This window comes from Bosea vestrisii (assembly GCF_030144325.1).
Taxonomy (GTDB): Bacteria; Pseudomonadota; Alphaproteobacteria; order Rhizobiales; family Beijerinckiaceae; genus Allobosea; species Allobosea vestrisii_A.
The window spans coordinates 256,424-272,795 of the sequence record NZ_CP126307.1; the positions used below are offsets into that span (position 1 = coordinate 256,424).

Annotated in this window: 15 protein-coding genes and 1 pseudogene; 6 read left to right on the top strand and 10 right to left on the bottom strand. The window is 67.1% G+C overall.

The genetic code is table 11. The annotated features are described in order from the left end of the window. Window positions 1-20: 20 nt before the first annotated feature. The 9 genes and pseudogenes from QO058_RS01250 to QO058_RS01290 all read right to left on the bottom strand — a co-directional run bounded on the left by QO058_RS01250 (window position 21) and on the right by QO058_RS01290 (window position 8,649). Entirely contained in the window at window positions 21-683 is a 663-nt protein-coding gene (locus QO058_RS01250) for a 3-oxoacid CoA-transferase subunit B (RefSeq protein ID WP_284169940.1), read from the bottom strand. Further along, a complete protein-coding gene (locus QO058_RS01255) occupies window positions 683-1,393 on the bottom strand; it encodes a CoA transferase subunit A (RefSeq protein WP_284169941.1) in 711 nt (236 codons plus the stop codon). The genes QO058_RS01250 and QO058_RS01255 overlap by 1 nt, the downstream gene beginning before the upstream one ends. A gap of 172 nt (window positions 1,394-1,565) precedes the next feature. Continuing rightward, window positions 1,566-2,438 (bottom strand): hydroxymethylglutaryl-CoA lyase, encoded by an 873-nt coding sequence (locus QO058_RS01260; RefSeq protein ID WP_284169942.1) that lies wholly within the window; start codon window positions 2,436-2,438, stop codon window positions 1,566-1,568. Window position 2,439: 1 nt separating this feature from the next. Next, complete coding sequence (locus tag QO058_RS01265) at window positions 2,440-3,144, bottom strand: ABC transporter ATP-binding protein (RefSeq protein WP_284173068.1); 705 nt, start codon at window positions 3,142-3,144, stop codon at window positions 2,440-2,442. 2 nt (window positions 3,145-3,146) lie between these two features. Then, complete coding sequence (locus QO058_RS01270; protein WP_284169943.1) at window positions 3,147-4,397, bottom strand: branched-chain amino acid ABC transporter ATP-binding protein/permease; 1,251 nt, start codon at window positions 4,395-4,397, stop codon at window positions 3,147-3,149. A 76-nt stretch (window positions 4,398-4,473) separates the two neighbouring features. Beyond that, window positions 4,474-4,938 (bottom strand): annotated as a pseudogene (locus QO058_RS01275) (branched-chain amino acid ABC transporter permease); the annotation flags it as partial. Further along, the gene (locus QO058_RS01280; RefSeq protein ID WP_284169944.1) at window positions 4,938-5,855 is read right to left on the bottom strand and encodes a branched-chain amino acid ABC transporter permease; all 918 of its coding nucleotides are present in this window, start codon (window positions 5,853-5,855) and stop codon (window positions 4,938-4,940) included. The pseudogene QO058_RS01275 and the gene QO058_RS01280, both read right to left, overlap by 1 nt. Window positions 5,856-6,067: 212 nt before the next feature. Further along, window positions 6,068-7,240, bottom strand: a complete 1,173-nt coding sequence (locus QO058_RS01285) for an ABC transporter substrate-binding protein (RefSeq protein WP_284169945.1) — start codon at window positions 7,238-7,240, stop codon at window positions 6,068-6,070. Between the two features lie 89 nt (window positions 7,241-7,329). After that, window positions 7,330-8,649: a hydroxymethylglutaryl-CoA reductase, degradative gene (locus QO058_RS01290; RefSeq protein WP_284169946.1), complete on the bottom strand. Its 1,320-nt coding sequence runs from the start codon at window positions 8,647-8,649 to the stop codon at window positions 7,330-7,332. 161 nt (window positions 8,650-8,810) lie between these two features. Here QO058_RS01290 and QO058_RS01295 point away from each other — a divergent pair, with 161 nt between their 5' ends. After that, window positions 8,811-10,220 (top strand): aminotransferase-like domain-containing protein, encoded by a 1,410-nt coding sequence (locus QO058_RS01295; RefSeq protein ID WP_284169947.1) that lies wholly within the window; start codon window positions 8,811-8,813, stop codon window positions 10,218-10,220. Window positions 10,221-10,254: 34 nt separating this feature from the next. Here QO058_RS01295 and QO058_RS01300 read toward each other — a convergent pair whose 3' ends face one another. Continuing rightward, complete coding sequence (locus QO058_RS01300; RefSeq protein ID WP_284169948.1) at window positions 10,255-11,703, bottom strand: aromatic amino acid ammonia-lyase; 1,449 nt, start codon at window positions 11,701-11,703, stop codon at window positions 10,255-10,257. Between the two features lie 170 nt (window positions 11,704-11,873). Here QO058_RS01300 and QO058_RS01305 point away from each other — a divergent pair, with 170 nt between their 5' ends. The 5 genes from QO058_RS01305 to QO058_RS01325 all read left to right on the top strand — a co-directional run bounded on the left by QO058_RS01305 (window position 11,874) and on the right by QO058_RS01325 (window position 16,327). After that, a complete protein-coding gene (locus QO058_RS01305) occupies window positions 11,874-12,743 on the top strand; it encodes a fumarate hydratase (protein WP_284169949.1) in 870 nt (289 codons plus the stop codon). Beyond that, a complete protein-coding gene (locus tag QO058_RS01310) occupies window positions 12,740-13,378 on the top strand; it encodes a fumarate hydratase C-terminal domain-containing protein (protein WP_284169950.1) in 639 nt (212 codons plus the stop codon). The genes QO058_RS01305 and QO058_RS01310 overlap by 4 nt, the downstream gene beginning before the upstream one ends. Then, window positions 13,378-14,361, top strand: coding sequence for an NAD(P)H-quinone oxidoreductase (locus QO058_RS01315; RefSeq protein WP_284169951.1), 984 nt, complete (start codon window positions 13,378-13,380; stop codon window positions 14,359-14,361). The genes QO058_RS01310 and QO058_RS01315 overlap by 1 nt, the downstream gene beginning before the upstream one ends. Before the next feature lie 90 nt (window positions 14,362-14,451). Beyond that, window positions 14,452-15,255 (top strand): DNA-binding transcriptional regulator, encoded by an 804-nt coding sequence (locus QO058_RS01320; protein ID WP_284169952.1) that lies wholly within the window; start codon window positions 14,452-14,454, stop codon window positions 15,253-15,255. Window positions 15,256-15,340: 85 nt separating this feature from the next. Next, the gene (locus QO058_RS01325) at window positions 15,341-16,327 is read left to right on the top strand and encodes a Bug family tripartite tricarboxylate transporter substrate binding protein (protein WP_284169953.1); all 987 of its coding nucleotides are present in this window, start codon (window positions 15,341-15,343) and stop codon (window positions 16,325-16,327) included. Window positions 16,328-16,372 lie beyond the last annotated feature (45 nt).

Here is a 16,372-nt window from a genome sequence, read left to right on the forward strand (position 1 = left end):
TCGTTGTTCTCAAGCGGCCTTCAGGCAGCCTTCGCCAACGCCGGAGCGATCGCGAAGGACGCGGCGGTCTTCGCCTTGACCTCGTCGAGCGTGACGTCCGGAGCGAGTTCGATCAGGGTGAGTCCACCACCTTTTTCCTTGTCGCAGCTCATGACGCAGAGGTCGGTGATGATCATGTCGACCACGCCCGCGCCCGTCAGCGGCAGTGAGCAGCGCTCCAGTACCTTGGATTCCCCCGCCTTGTTGGCGTGATCCATCACCACGATGACCTTCTTGACGCCGGCGACGAGATCCATCGCGCCGCCCATGCCCTTCACCATCTTGCCGGGGATGGTCCAGTTGGCGATGTCGCCATTCTCAGCCACTTCCATGGCACCGAGGATGGTCAGGTCGATATGGCCGCCGCGGATCATCGCGAAGCTGTCGGCCGAGGAGAAGTAGCTGGAGCTCGGCAGCGAGGTGATCGTCTGCTTGCCGGCATTGATCAGGTCGGGATCGGCCTCGCCCTCATAGGGGAAGGGGCCGATGCCGAGCAGGCCGTTCTCCGACTGCAGGGTCACGTCGACGCCGTCGGGAATGTAGTTCGCCACCAGCGTCGGTATACCGATGCCGAGATTGACGTAGAAGCCGTCCTGCAGCTCCTTGGCGGCGCGGGCGGCCACTTCTTCACGGGTCCAGGCCATCAGGCTGCCTCCCTCTTGCGCTCGGTGAGCTTCTCGATCTTCTTCTCGTTGATCGTGCTCTTGATGATGCGGTCGACATAGATGCCGGGGGTGTGGATCGCCTCCGGATCGAGCGAGCCGACGGGCACGATCTCTTCGACCTCGGCTACGGTCACCTTGCCGGCGGTCGCCATGTTCGGGTTGAAGTTGCGGGCCGTGCGCCGGTAGACGAGGTTGCCGGCGGTATCGGCCTTCCAGGCCTTGACGATGGCGACATCGGCCCTGAGCCAGGTCTCACGGACGTAGAGCTGCCCCTCGAACTCCTCGACCGGCTTGCCCTCGGCGACGACGGTGCCGACGCCGGTCTTGGTGTAGAAGGCCGCGATGCCGGCGCCGCCAGCGCGGATGCGCTCGGCCAGCGTGCCTTGCGGGTTGAGCTCGAGTTCGAGCTCACCCGAGAGGTATTGCTGCTCGAACAGCTTGTTCTCGCCCACGTAGGAGGCGATCATCTTCTTGATCTGCCGCGTCTCAAGCAGCATCCACAGGCCAAAGCCATCGGCGCCGGCATTGTTGGAGATCACCGTCAGGTTCTTCACGCCCGAAGCGCGGACCTGCGGGATCAGGCTCTCGGGATTGCCCGAGAGGCCGAAGCCGCCCGACATGATCGTCATCCCATCGAACAACAGCCCATCCAGGGCCGCCGCCGGGTTGTCATAAACCTTCTGCGTCATCCGTCCCTCGTCGCTCGAGCCAGCTTGGGCGGGCCCATCCGTCACTCGTTCTGCCCGAACGGAGGCGATTGGTCGACCCCGCTCAATGCCGCTGTGGTGAAGCATCAATACCGGGCGTCCCGCGCTGCGTCGATGCCACCGCCGAGGCATCGCCCATGTCGGGCAGCACGCGTTATCTCGATGCAGCGCCGGCTGGTCGAAAGCGCTCGGCAACCCGTTCGGCGATCCCGTTAAGGCGTGCAAGGTCGACCCCGGTCTCGACGCCCTTGGCTGCGAAATGCACAACCAGCCGCTCAGTCGCAAGATTGCCGGCCGCACCGAGCGCGTAGGGACAGCCGCCGAGACCACCGACCGAACCGTCGAAGACGCGCAGGCCCAGCTGCCACGCCGTCTCGACATTGGCGATAGCTTGGCCTGACGTATCATGGAAATGCCCGGCCAGCATCGTCGCCGGCACCCGTTGCAACGCCGCCTCGACCATGGCGGCCGTCCGCTCCGGCGTTCCACGGCCGAGTGTGTCGGATAACGCGATCTCATTGCAGCCGAGCGCGAGCAGTTCGGCTGTGACGGCAGCCACCGCCTCGGGAGCGATCGCCCCCTCATAGGGGCAGTCGAGTGCGCAGGAGAGATAGCCCCGCACCGGCACACTGGCGCGTTCTGCCAGCGCCATCACCGGCCGGAAACGCGCGATGCTCTCGGCAATCGAGCAATTGGTGTTCTTCCGGCAGAAGCTCTCGGAAGCGGCGGTGAACACGGCGAGCGCCTGGGCGCCGGCGGCAAGCGCGGCCTCCGCGCCTTTCTCATTGGGGACGAGGGCGGAATAGATCACGCCCCGCCGCCGATCGACGCCACGCATCACCGCCCCATGGTCGGCCATCTGCGGCACCCAGCGCGGCGAGACGAAGGCCGTCGCCTCGATGCGGGAGAGGCCGGCATCGGCGAGCATGCCGATCAGCGCCAGCTTGTCGACGGTGGCGATCTCGGCCTTCTCGTTTTGCAAGCCGTCGCGCGGGCCGACCTCGACGATAGTGACGCTGTCAGCCATCTCAGGCACCGAGATAGGCCGAGCGGACGCGCTCGTCGCGGAGCAACTCAGCGCCGGTGCCTTCGAGCGTGATCGTGCCGGTCTCGATCACATAGGCGCGGTCGGCGATGGCGAGCGCCTGATTGGCCATCTGCTCGACCAAGAGGATCGTCATCCCTTCCTCGCGCAGCCGGCGGATCACGGAAAAGACCTCGCGCACGATCAACGGCGCCAGGCCGAGCGAGGGTTCGTCGAGCAGGAGGAGCTTCGGCCGCGCCATCAGGGCACGGGCGATCGCCAGCATCTGCTGCTCGCCGCCGGACAGTGTGCCGGCGAGCTGGTCCTGCCGCTCGGCGAGACGCGGGAAAATGCCGAAATAGCGCTCGATATCGCTGGCGATTCCGTCCTCGTCGGGGCGGGCATAGGCGCCGAGCACCAGATTGTCGCGCACGCTCTGGTCGCCGAAGACCATGCGCCCCTCCGGCGAGTGGCCAATGCCGAGCCGGACGCACTCATGGCCCTTGATACCGGTGGTATCGTGGCCCTCGAAACGGATCGAGCCGCCGGCGACCTTCACCAGCCCGCCGATCGCCCGCATCAGCGTCGATTTGCCGGCGCCGTTGCCGCCGATCAGCGTGACGACCTCGCCTTGGCCGACAGCGAGCGAGATGCCCTTCAGCGCCTCGACCGCGCCATAGCGGACTTTCAGCCGTTCGATCGCGAGCATGGTCATGCGGCGTCTCCGGTCGCGGCAGCATCGTCATCGGCGCCGAGATAGGCGGTGACCACCTTGGGATTCCGGCGGATCGCCTCCGGCCGTCCCTCGGCGATCAGCGCGCCATAGTCGAGCACCAGCACATGCTGCGAGATGCCCATGACCAGGTCCATGTGGTGCTCGATCAAGAGCACGGTGACACCGGCCTGCTGGATGCGCCGGATGACCTCGCCGAGCTCATGCGTCTCCTGCGGATTGAGGCCGGCGGCCGGCTCGTCGAGCAGCAGGAGTTTTGGCCGTGAGGCGAGAGCGCGTGCGATCTCGAGCCGCCGCTGCAGGCCGTAAGGCAGACTCTTTGCCGGCTCATGAGCGCGTTCCCCGAGACCGAGATCGGCCAGTAGTGCCAGCGCGTCGGCACGCGCTGTGGCTTCCGCACGCCGGCTCGACGGCAGGCCGAGCAACGAGGCGACAAAGCCGGTCTCGACATGCCGGTGCGCGCCGAGCAGGACATTGTCGAGCGCCGAGAGCTCGCCGAACAGCTTGAGGTTCTGGAAGGTGCGGGCGATGCCGAGCGAGGCAATACGATGGGCCGGGAGGCCGGCCGTCTCGCGCCCCTCGAAGCGGATCGAGCCGCCATCGGGCGCGACATGGCCAGACAATAGGTTGAGCAGGGTCGTCTTGCCGGCGCCGTTCGGGCCGATCAGCGCATGCACTTTTCCGGCAGTGATAGCGAAGGAGACGTTGCGGACCGGGACGATGCCGCCATAGGCCTTGTAGAGATCCTTGACGATCAGGATCTCGCCGCCCGCCGGCGCCGACCTTGTCGAAAGAACACTGTGGCCGGCGATACCGGGCAGGGCAGGGGCGGTCCGCCGCCAACGCGCCGCGAGGCCGGAAACCGCGCCTGCGATGCCGTTCGGCATCAGATAGAGCGAGAACAGCAGGAGCGCGCCATAGGTGAAGTGCTGCAGCGCTGGCCAGCGCGCCAGCCAGGCGTCGAGCAGCGTCAGGATCACCGCGCCGAAGAGCGGCCCATAGAGCGACCCCGAGCCGCCGAAGATCACCACGACCAGCAGGAAGATTGACAGGTTGAAGGTGATGAAGTCGGAGTTGAAATACTGGTTCTGCTGCGCCACCACGGCGCCGGCGAGCGCGCAGGTCACCGCCGAGATGACGAAAGCCAGCGTCTTGGCCCGCACGACGGATATGCCGACCGATTGCGCCGCCGGCTCCGCCATCTGCACCGCCAGGGAAGGCACGGCCATAGCGGCCGGCGAGCAGCGAGCGCAGCATCAGGTGGGTGGCGATGCAGAGCGCGCCGACGAACCAGACCCAATGCAGGTTGGTGAAGCTCGTCCCGGCGAGCGAGGGCGCATTGATGCCATAGAAGCCGGCCTGGCCCTTGAAGACGTCAGTCCATTCCGTGACGATCTTCTCGACGACGATGCCGAAGCCGATCGTCACCATGGCAAGGCTTGGCCCGGAGACGCGCACCGACGGCATGGCGATGACGAGGCCGAAGATCGCGCCGAAGCCGCAGGCCAGCAGCAGCGAGAGCCAGGGGCTGAAGCCCCATTCGATATTGGCGATCGCCGCCGTATAGGCGCCGACGGCGAAGAGGCCGGCATGGCCGAGGGACTTCTGGCCGGCATAGCCGACGAGGACGTTGAGCCCGGCGGCGGCGAGATAGTTCACCCCGATCGTGAACAGGATCTGCAGGTAGAAATCGTTGAAGCCGAGATGAGGCACGAGCGCGAGCGCCGCGACCAGCATCGCCACCCCGATGGCGTGGGCGAGCGCAGGCATCAGATCTTCTCCACGCTGCGCGCGCCCATCAGCCCGCTGGGCCGCACGACCAGCACGATAATGATCAGCAGGAAGATGGTGATCTCGCGCATTTCGGCACGCCAGAGCCCGACCAGCGCCTCGACCACGCCGAGCAGGAAGCCGCCGAGCATGCAGCCGCGCGGACTGGTCAACCCACCGACGATCGCAGCCGAGAACGCCTTCAGCGCGACCCCGAGGCCGATGAAGACGGAAGCCGTGGTGATCGGCGCGATCAGGATGCCGGCGAGCCCCGCCAGCGCTGACGAGATCACGAAGGCGGCGATCACGATCGACTCGACATTGATGCCGACGATCGCGGCTGCCTGCGGGTTGAAGGCGACGGCCCGCAACGCCTTGCCGAAGCGCGTCTTGCGCAGGACGATGTCGAGCCCGACCATGACGGCGACCGCGACGACCGCGATCAGCACCTCCTGCGGCCGGATGCCGGCGCCGGCGATGCGCCAGACCTCGCTGCCGAGCGGCGAGGGCACCGCGATCGAGGCCGGGCCCCAGATCGCCAGCGCGGTGTTCTGCATGATGATGCCGAAACCGATCGTGCTCAGCACCCAGTTGAGGCCGCCGGCGCCGACGAAGGGCTTGATCGCGCAGTAATAGAGCGCGACGCCGATGGCGCCGACCACGACGACGCTGGCGATCGTCGCCAGCACATAGGCCGTCATCGTCATCTCGGCCTGGGTGAGATTGCCGAAATGCGGCTTGCCCGCCGCCAGCAGCAGCAGTGAGACGCCGACCAGGCTGCCCGGGACGAGGAAGGCACCCTGGCCGAAATTGAAGGTCTTGGTCGTGGCGTAGGTGATGTTGAAGCCGAGCGCGATCAGCCCGTAGATCGCGCCCAGCGCCAGACCGCTGGCCAGAGCCTGAAGGAATGCCGTCATCGTCTCTCCGCCACGACTCAGGTCGTTTGCGCCATCATTCTGAACAGCCAGCCTCTAGAGCCGCCATCCCCTCCAAGCCATCCCACGACACGCCGTCATGCTCGCCCTTGTGGCGAGCATCCACGTCTTGACCACCACATGCGAGCAGCGAAGCGAAGACGTGGATGGCCGGCACAAGGCCGACCATGACGGGATGAGTCCGACGAGGACGCTCAGCGCTTCAGATCGGCCGCCGTCAGTCCCTTGACCACGGCGTCGTCGAGCTTGACCACGCGGCCGTCCTTCCACTGCGCGAGGTGGAAGTCGGCGACGCCGAGCGCTTCATGCTGCTCCTTGCTGAAGGGCTTCTCGTACGTCTTGATGATGCCCTGCACCGCGCCGAGGCTTTCGAGCGCCTGCTGCAGCTTCGGCCCTTCGGTGCCGCCGGCCTGCTTGATCGCGGCGGCGATCAGCATCACCGCGTCATAGCCCTGCGCAGCCGAGACGAAGGCCGGCATGTTCGGGTGCTTGGCGACGAGGCGCTTGTGCAGCGCGGCCGCCCGGTCGCTGGCGTCCTCGGTGGTCGACGCCGCGAAGATCGTCTTCTCGGCGAGCTTGGGCCCGGCGATGTTGACCAGCGGCGTGTTGATCGAGCCCCAGGTCGAGAGCAGGCCGGGATAGTAGTCCATCTTCTCCATGCTCTTCAGCACCTGCGCCGTGGCGTCCGCCAGCGAGCCGGTGATGATCATGTCCGCGCCGGCCGCCTTCAGCTTGGCGAGCTGCGAGGTCATGTCGGTGTCCTTCGGCCCGAACTTCTCGATGCCGACCGGCTTGATGCCGTGCAGGGTCAGGATCTCCTGCAGGTCCTTGGTCGCGGCCTGGCCGTAGCCGGTGGTGTCGGCGATGATCGCGACATTCTTGCTCTTCGAGGCCTTGACCGCATAGGCGGCGAGCAGAGCGAGCTGCTCGCGATCGACCATCGACACCCGGAAGATGTAGTTCTGCGGCTCCTTGGCATAGCGGGCGGTGATGTCGGTCGCGGTCGCGACATGCGAGATCACCGGCACCTTCTTCTGCTGCGGGATGTGCAGCCAGGCGAGCGCATTGCCGGAATTGGTCGGGCCGACCACGGCCGCGACCTTCTCGTTGTCGATCAGCTCGTTCATGTTCTGGATCGACTTCGGCGGCGCGCCGGCATCGTCACGAACGACGCCAATGAGCTTGCGGCCGAGGACGCCGCCCTGTGCGTTCAAATCCTCGATGGCGGCCTGGAAGCCGTAGAGACCCGATAGGCCGAGTTCGGCCGCGCCCGAGGCCGACTGGTCGGCATTGTAGCCGATCTTGATCTCGTTCTGCGCGAGAGCCGGCAGCGCCAGCACCATGCCGGTCGAGACCAGCAGGGGCACTGAGCGTGCGGCGGGTGATGCGATTGTCCATGAACGTTCCTCCGGTTGTCGTCCGCTTGATGCGGTTCTGTGGTGAGTCTTGAAAAAGGTCAGCCCTTGCGCCGCTGCGCCAGCAGCTCGCGCGCCCGGTCGACGCGGACGTCGTGCGTGCGGGCGAGCTCGGCGGCGATCACCTCGACCTCGGCGCCCTCGGCCCCGGCGACGATGGCGATGTTGCGGGCATGAAGCGCCATATGGCCGCGTTGGATGCCCTCGGTCGCCAGCGCCCGGAGCGCCGCCATGTTCTGGGCGAGCCCGACCGCGACGGTGACTTCGGCCAGCTCCTGCGCGGTCTGGATCCCGAGCAGACGCAGCGACCATTGCGCCAGCGGATGCGTCTTGGTGGCGCCGCCGACCAGGCCGAGCGCCATCGGCAGTTCGATCGAGCCGACGAGGTTGCCGTCTCGGTCCTCCTCCCACGTCGTCAGCGAGGTGTAGCGGCCGCTGCGCGCGGCATAGGCGTGCGCGCCGGCCTCGATGGCGCGCCAGTCATTGCCGGTCGCGACCACCACGGGGTCGATGCCATTCATGATGCCCTTGTTGTGGGTGGTGGCGCGGTAGGGATCGATCGCGGCGAAGGTATAGGCGTCGAGCATGCCGTCGATCATGCGGCGGCCAGAGAACTCCTTCGTCGCCAGCGCTGCCTCGGGGATGGTGACGCTGGCGCGCGCCAGCCGGAGATCAGCGAGGTTCGACAGGATGCGCAGGCGCACCGTGCCGCCGGTGATGCGCTCGACGATCGGCGCCACCGTCTCGGCCATGGTGTTGACGGTGTTGGCGCCCATCGCGTCGCGCACGTCGACGAGCAGGTGCATGACGACGATCGGCCCGCGCGGCGTCTGCGGGAAGACATGGACCTCGATGCCCTGGCAGCCGCCGCCGAGCGAGATCAGCACCTTGTCCCTGGCGTTGGCCGCTGCGACGATCTCGGCCTGCGCCGCCAGCAGCTTGTGGCGGGCGCCTTCCGGATCACTGAGGCCGAGCAGCTGGACTTGTGCCCGCATGATCGGCCGGTCGCTGGAGGTCCGGAAGCCGCCTGAACCACGGGCGATCCGCGCCATGTAGGAGGCAGCGGCGACGACGGAGGGCTCCTCCACCGCCATCGGGATCAGGTAGTCCTTGCCGTTGACCGTAAAGTTGGTGGCGATGCCGAGCGGAAGCTCGAAGGTGCCGACGACATTCTCGATCATGCCGTTGGCGAGGGTGAGCGGCAGCGCGCCCGGCTGCGCCAGCAAAGCGCGGTCGGCATCGGAGAGCCCGGCTGCGGCCACGGCCTTGGCCAGCCGCTCCGCACAGCTCAGATTGCGATAGTTCTCGATGCGCGAGTTCACCTCACGCCCGGCGGCGCTCTGCGCCTCGGCCGTCGTCATGTCGTTTCCTCCCCAGCTGGGGTTGTCTCATGCGCCGTGCAATCGGCGTCGGCGCTTCTTCGGTTGACAAGCTCGGACAATCGCCGGAGAGCGGCAAGGCACAATTTCCGCAATGTCCCATTCTCTGTACCAGTGATTTGACTGGTACAATGCGAGGCTCGATGGACGAGCAGGCCGACAGCAACCGCACCGGCGCGATCGTCGCCCGGATCGGGCGGATGATCGACGAGGGGCTGCTCCAGCCCGGCCGGCGCATGGCCTCGCTGCGGCTGGCGGCCGGCGAATACGGCGTCTCCAAGAACACCATGGTCGAGGTCTACGACCGGCTCGTCGCCAGCGGCAGGCTCGAAGCCCGCCGCGGTGCCGGCTTCTATGTCCGCGCGCCCGGCCAGCGGCCGAGCGAGGCGCCTCCGCCGCATATGAGCGAGGCGATCGACATCGTCTCGCTGCTGCGCGAGCAGCTCTGCCAGGTCCATCCCGTACGCGTCGGCGACGGTCGCCCGCCGCGCTCATGGATGGAGGATTCCGAGCTCGGGCGGCATTTGCGCGTCCGCAGCGGCAAGGGCGACCTGCCGATCGAGCACGGCTATGGCGATCCTGTCGGCTATGCGCCCTTGCGCGCCCAGATCGGGCTGATGCTGGCCGAGCGCTCGATCCAGGTCTCGCCGGCGCAAATCCTGCTGACCTTCGGCGCCAACCACGCGCTCGACCTGATCATCCGCCAGCTGCTGCAGCCCGGCGATACCGTCCTGGTCGACAGCCCCGGCTATTATCCGCTTTTCGGCAAGTTGAAACTGGCACGCATCGAGATGGCCGGCGTCAGGCGTTTAGCCGACGGGCCGGACCTCGACGATCTCGCTGCGCAGATCGCGCGGCATCGGCCAAAGGTGTTCTTCACCCAGTCGCTGGCGCATAATCCGACCGGTGGCTCGATCGCCCTGCCGATCGCCCATCGCCTGCTGCAGATCGCCGCCCAGCACGATCTCACCATCGTCGAGGACGACCCCTTTGCCGATGTGATGCCGGCGAGCGCGCCGCGGCTCGCGGCGCTCGATCAGCTAGAGCGCGTGATCTATCTCGGCACCTTCTCCAAGACGCTCTCGGCCAGCCTGCGCATCGGCTATGTCGCGGCGAGCCCGGCGCTCGCCCGCTCGCTCGGCGACATGAAGATGCTGACCGTGGTCAATAGCTCCGGCTATCTGGAGCGCCTGGTCAGCGACCTGATCGCCAGCGGGCAGTACCGTCACCACCTCAAGCGCCTGCGGGAGCGGATCGGCAAGGCGACACGCAGCGCCTTCGGCGGGCTGGAGCGCCTCGGCCTGCCGGTCTTCACGCGCCAGGGCGGCGGCTACTATCTCTGGGTCGGATTGCCGCCCAGCCTGGACGACCTCGCGCTCGCGCGCCGCGCCTCCGAGCAAGGCATCTTCATCGCGCCCGGCACGGTTTTCCGGCCCGAGCGGCACCAGCCCGAAGGCGACGAAAGAGCCGCCGGCATGCGCATCAATGTCGCCTATGCCGACGATCCCGCCTTTCTGAGCTTCCTCCAGGCCGAGTTGGCGAACGCGACATAGAGCATCGACCTAAAAGCTGGGCGCCCGGGGTCGGTCAGTCTAGCTCGATCATGCTCTGGACCTCGTCCCAATCCTCGATACGCCGCAGCAGCGGCTCGATATGGGGAACACGATCGCCCGCGGCGGCAAACGGGATCACCTCCCGAACCAGCGCATGGAGCTTGCCTGTGACCGCGCCAAGCGGAGCGGCCTTCCTGATATCGACGGCCTGAGCCGCGACGAGCAGCTCGATTGTCGCGATCGAGCGGCAGAGGGTTGCAACTTCAGCTGTCTTTCGCGCCGCCAATCCCGCCATGCCGGCACGGTCGAGATTACCGTTGGAATGGCTCGAACTGGCGAGCTCCTGAACGACCGGTGCTGTGGCCAACCTGGCCTCCGAGGTGATCGCCTTGTGGAACTGGGCGAGGCCGTTGAAGCCCGGCAGGCCGACGCCGTCCTCCTCGATCAGGCCGACGGTCAACCCGGACCAGAAGGAATCGACCAGCTTGGCGACCCGTTCGGCCGAGCCCGTGACCACAGGCGCGAAGGCGAGGCGGGCGATGTCGAGCGCCATCGTCAGCGAGACCGTGTCGAAATTGGCGACCGAGACCAGCGCGCGGTCCTCCAGCGAGACGATCGGGTTGTTCTGGCTGGAGCGAAACTCGGTCTCGACCTGGCGATAGGCAAAACCCAGACTGTCCGCCGCCGTGCCGTGCAGCAATGGCAGCGAGCGGAAGCTCAACGGGTCCTGAAGGTGCCGCGGCCCGCCCTTGGCGAAGAGATGGCTGCCGTCGAGATAATGGCGAATCCGGGTGCCATGCCGTTTGAGCCCAGCGAAGGGGCGCGAGCGCAGAGCTGCGTCCGAGACAATCGAAGGGTTGGCGGCGAAGCCCTCCATGCTCAGCGCGGCGATCAGGCTCCAGAGGTCGAGGCTGCGCTGCAGATCCGCCATGGCGAGCGCCGCTGTCCCGAGCGCGAGCGCGCTGGAATTGAGCAGCGCCAGCGCCTCGCCGGCCTGCAGCTCGAGATCGCCGTAGAGCGCGAGGGCAAGGTCGGTGATCGGGGCCATGTCGCTCTGGCCCATCGAGCCCCAGATGTGCACGTCGATCTGCCGGTCCGTATTGAGGGCCTCGGTGAGCCGCTCGGCCAGCAGCGGCCGCACGCCGAGGCGCCCGCTTGCCATCGAGTTGAGCAGGACGACCATCATCGCCCTGACCGCTTCATGCGGGGCGAACGGGCCATGCGCGACGTTGTGGGTGAGCAGGAGGCGGCGGTTGAACTCGCCGATGCGCTCCGGGGCGAGCGGAACGCCGGTCTTGGCGCCGACGCTGGTGGTGACACCATAGACCTCGTCGCCGCGCGCCACCGCCTCGTCGACGATGGCGCGGGCCGCCTCCATGCGTTCAACGGCATCCGAGGTGACAGTGACAGGTGCCTTCTGCCTGGTGACGCGGACGATCTCGTCGATCGTCAGATCGAAGCCGGTGATGTCGACATGGCTCATGATCTCGTCCTGTCCTTGGACCGCTCGTCGCTGCGGCTGATCCGCTCAATAGAGCGAAGTCGAGAGGCAGGCAGGAGCGTGGCTTCGATTTCACCTCGCGAAACGCGGCGTGGGCAGCCAGCCGGCGTCTGTCATTCGACTAGTTTCACGCCGTCGAACGGACGGTGCGCATGGCAATCACCTATGATCTGGTCAAGGAGGTCACCGCCAATCTCTATGATTGGTCGCTGCGCCGTATCCCTGAATCCTCCAAGGCCGAATTTCGCAAGGCGCTCGCGACGGAGACCGAGCCGCAGGCCCGCCAGACGCTCGCCTTCATGCTCGACAGTGCCGAGCGGGCCGAGACCACCGGCAAGTTCCTCTGCTCCGATGCCGGCGTGCCAAGCTACAGCATCAAGATCGGCTCCGGCGCGCGCATGGAAGGCGATATCCGCCAGGCCATCGTCGATGGCTTTGCCGAGCTCACCCGCACGATCCAGCCGCCGCTGCTGCGCTTCGTCACCAACCCGTTGACCAACGAGCGCAGCTTTCACGGCAAGGACATGCCGCTGGTCTCCTGGGACCTTGTCGGTGAGGGCGACTATCTCGACATCACTTGCGCTCCCAAGGCGCTCGGCGGCGGGCGTTGGGCTGCAGTCGAGATACTGGTCAGCCCGAGCCTCGACGAGATCGAGCGCTGCATCCTCGAGATCGTGCTCAGGGCCGGCGGCCAGCATTGCCCGCCGGTGGTGATCGGCGTCGGCGTCGGCGGCACTTTCGATCACGCCGCGAAGCTCTCCAAGGACGCGACTTTGCGCCCCTTCGGCGAGCGCAATCCCGAGCCGATGGTCGCGGATATGGAGGAGCGCCTGACCCGCGCGGTCAACCAGATGGGGTTCGGCCCGATGGGCGTCGGCGGCGCGACCACGACCTTCGGCGTCCACATCGAATACGCCTCCGGCCATGGCTTCACGCCGGTTGCCGTCTCGTTCAACTGCTGGATCAACCGGCGGACAAGGGCGCGAATCTACAATTCCGGCGTGGTGGAGCGGATCGAATGACGAGCTCCTCGTTGCCGCGCCTGACCCTGCCGCTGACACCTGCGGCGGCGCGTGCGCTGAAGGTCGGCGATGTCGTGCTGCTTGATGGCGACGCGGTCGCGACGGTCGGCATGCCCACCCAGAAGCGCATGGTCTCGGAGGTCGAGGCCGGCCGCGAGCTGCCGCTGTCCCTGCGCGACGGCGCCTTCTTCCATATGGGCGTGAGTTATGAGGACGCCGACGATCGCCCCGGCACGGTCCATTACGTCAACCCGACCACGTCGAGCCGCTTCAACCATCTGATGCCGACGCTGATCCGGGGCCTGCGCCTGACCGCGACCGGCGGCAAGGGCGGGCTCTCGCAGGAGAGCGTCGATGCCATGCGTGATGTCGGCTGCGTCTATTTCTCCTTCGTCGGCGGCGCCTCGGCCTTGTTGAGCGAGGGCGTCGAGGCGGTGACCGATTGCGCCTGGCGCGACCTGATCATGCAGTTCCGCCTAAACCGGCTCCGGCTCGACGGCTTCGGGCCGGTGATCGTCGCGATCGATGCCAACGGCAACTCGATCTACGAGCGCCTGATGACGTCGGCTCGCGAGCGGATGCCCGAAATCATGCGTTCGCTCCGCTCCTCAGAAAACAAGAACGAGACCATCTGATGAAAGCGATCGAGATCACCAGGCCGGGCGGCCCCGAGGTGCTGGCCTTCTGCGAGCGGCCCTTGCCAGTGCTCGGCGCCGGCGACGTGCTGATCCGTGTCAGGGCGGCTGGGGTGAACCGTCCCGATATCCAGCAGCGGCGCGGCCTCTACCCGCCGCCGCCCGGCGCCACCGACCTGCCCGGCCTCGACGTTTCCGGCGTGGTCGAGGCGGTCGGCGCCGAGGTCGCCTGGCCGAAGGTCGGCGATGCCGTCTGCGCGCTCGCCAATGGCGGCGGCTATGCCGCGTTCTGCGCGGTGCCGGCCCTGCAATGCATGCCCTTGCCGGAAGGCTTCTCCTTCGCGCAGGCGGCGGCGCTGCCGGAGGTGTTCTTCACCGCCTGGAACAACGTCATCTGGCTCGGCCGCTTGGCGGAGGGTGAGACCCTGCTGGTCCAGGGCGGCACCAGCGGCGTCGGCATGGCCGCGATCCAGATCGCCAGGCAGTTGCGCGCAGCCCGCGTGATCGCGACCGCTGGCACCGCCGAAAAGCGCGCGGTCTGCCTGGAGATCGGCGCCGATCTCGCCCTCGACTACCGCGCCGACTGGGTGGCGGAGATCGAGGCTGCGATCGGCAAGGAGAAGGTCGACGTCGTCCTCGACGCGCAGGCCGGGCCCTATACCGAAAAACAGCTGCAATTGCTGGCGCCCGACGGCCGCGTCGTGCTGATCGCCAGCCATCTCGGCCAGATGGCCGAGGTCAATGTCCGCAACATCGTGCGCCGGCGCCTGACCCTGACCGGCTCGACGCTGAGGCCGCGCGATGCCGCCTACAAGGGCCGGATCGCCGCCAAACTGGTGGCGCAGATCTGGCCGCTGCTGGAGAGCGGAGCGATCCGCAGCCATGTATGCGCCAGCTTCGACTGGCGCGACGTCCGGGACGCGCACGCCCTGATGGATGCCGGCGACCAGGTCGGCAAGGTCGTCCTCACCGTGCCCGAATAGGGCCCGCGGGGGCGACTGCGAATAAAGAAGCCAGCCCGGCGGATTCCGAGCTAGAACAGCGGTTCGTGCTCGCTTAGCCGGATCCGCAACGTGTTCTCCTTCGCGCCTGTCCAGTCCGTCCTCAAGGCGCTGCGGCTGCTGACCGAGGTCAATCGCTGCAGTGTCGCGACCGTCGGCGAACTGCATCGCCGCACCGGCATGCCGAAGCCGACGATCGTGCGCCTGCTCGAGACCTTGATCGGAGCCGGCTATGTCGTGCGCGACGAGCGCATGCGCGGCTATCTCGTGACCTCGCAGGTCGCGCATCTGAGCTCGGGCTTCCATGGCGCGCCGATGGTGATCGAGGCGGCGCGGCCCTGGGCGACTGCACTGACGCGCCAGATCAAATGGCCCTGCGCTGTCTGCCTGCTCGATTATGACGCGGTGGTCGTGCGCTTCTCGACGATCCCCGACAGCCCGATCTCGCCTTTCCACGCGACGCTCGGCTACCGGCTGAATCTCGGTGGCCGGGCGCTCGGGCGCGCCTATCTCGCCTTCTGTCCTGACGAGGAGCGCGAGGTGCTGCGCGCCGCGATGCGCAGCTCGGCCGAGCCCGAGAACAGCAGCCTCACCGACGAGGATGTCGAGCGCATGATCGCGCAGGCCCGCTGGCGCGGCTACACCGAGCGCGATCCAGCCGCCGAGCCGAAGAATTCTGCGACGATCGCGGTGCCGATCAAGCTCGGCGAGCGGGTGCTTGCGACCTTCGGCGTGACCTTCTTTCGCGCCGCGGTCGCCAACCCCGACGACAAGGCGCGGATCATCCATCCGCTGAAGAAGGCCGCCGCGAACATCGAGGCGCAGCTCGAAGCTCTCTCGCAATCCATGGGCGTCGCGTTTCAAGGCGAGAAATAGCGGCGCTTTCCCCCGGACCGCGCGCCGCCCGTGCCTAGTGTCCGGACAACAGCGTCAAAGCAATGTTGTCCGGAGGAAACCTCACATGATGCGGCCAATCTCACGCCGTCGTTTCATCGCGTCTATGGCAGGCGCCGGTGCATTGGCCGTCCAGGGGCGGGCTTTTGCCGCGACCTGGCCGAGCCGGCCGGTCACCATCGTCGTGCCGTTCCCAGCAGGAGCCTCGACCGACGTGGTCGCCCGCCTGCTGGCCGAGAAGCTGCGCAGCGAGCTCGGCCAGGGCTTCGTCGTCGAAAACAAGATCGGCGCCGGCGGCAACATCGCGGCGACCGGCGTGGTCCGGGCTGCGCCGGACGGTTATACGCTGTTCCTCTCGACCTCGGGGCCGCTCGCGACCAACAAGCTGCTCTACAAGAGCCTGTCCTTTGACCCGCTCGCTGATTTCGCGCCGATCGCGCTGGTGGGCGACGTCCAGGGCATCGTCGCGGTCCATCCCTCGCTGCCGGTCTCGTCCTTCGCCGAGCTCGTCGCCTACGGCAAGGCCAATCCGGGCAAGCTGACCTTCGGCAGCCCCGGCTTCGGCCTGATGGGCCATGTCACCGGCGAGCTGATCCAGCGCAAGGCTGGCTTCCAGATGGCGCATGTGCCCTATCGCGGCTCGGCGCCGCTCTCGAACGACCTGCTGGCGGGAACGGTGAATGTCGCCATCGACTTCCTGCCGAGCTACATCCCGCACGTCAAAAGCGGCGGCATCCGTGCACTTGCCGTCACCAGCGATCAGCGCGCGCCGCAATTGCCGGAGGTGCCGACCCTGGCCGAGGCCGGGCTGCCGGGGGTCAATGCGACGAGCTGGTTCGCGCTGGTCGGCCCAAAGGGGCTGCCCGATCCGATCGTGGCGCGCGCCGCCGCTATCGTACGCGGCTATGTCGAGAGCGCCGAGGCGCGCGAGAAACTCGCCACGATCGGCGTGCGCGCGCTGAGCGGCGATGCCGCGGCCGTGCGGACCGCGCAGACGCAGGAAGTTGCGAAATGGGCGGATGTCGTGCGGGCTGCGGCGATTTCGCTGGATTGATCCGGAGACGGATCAACATCCACCACGTCATGCTCGCCCTTGTGG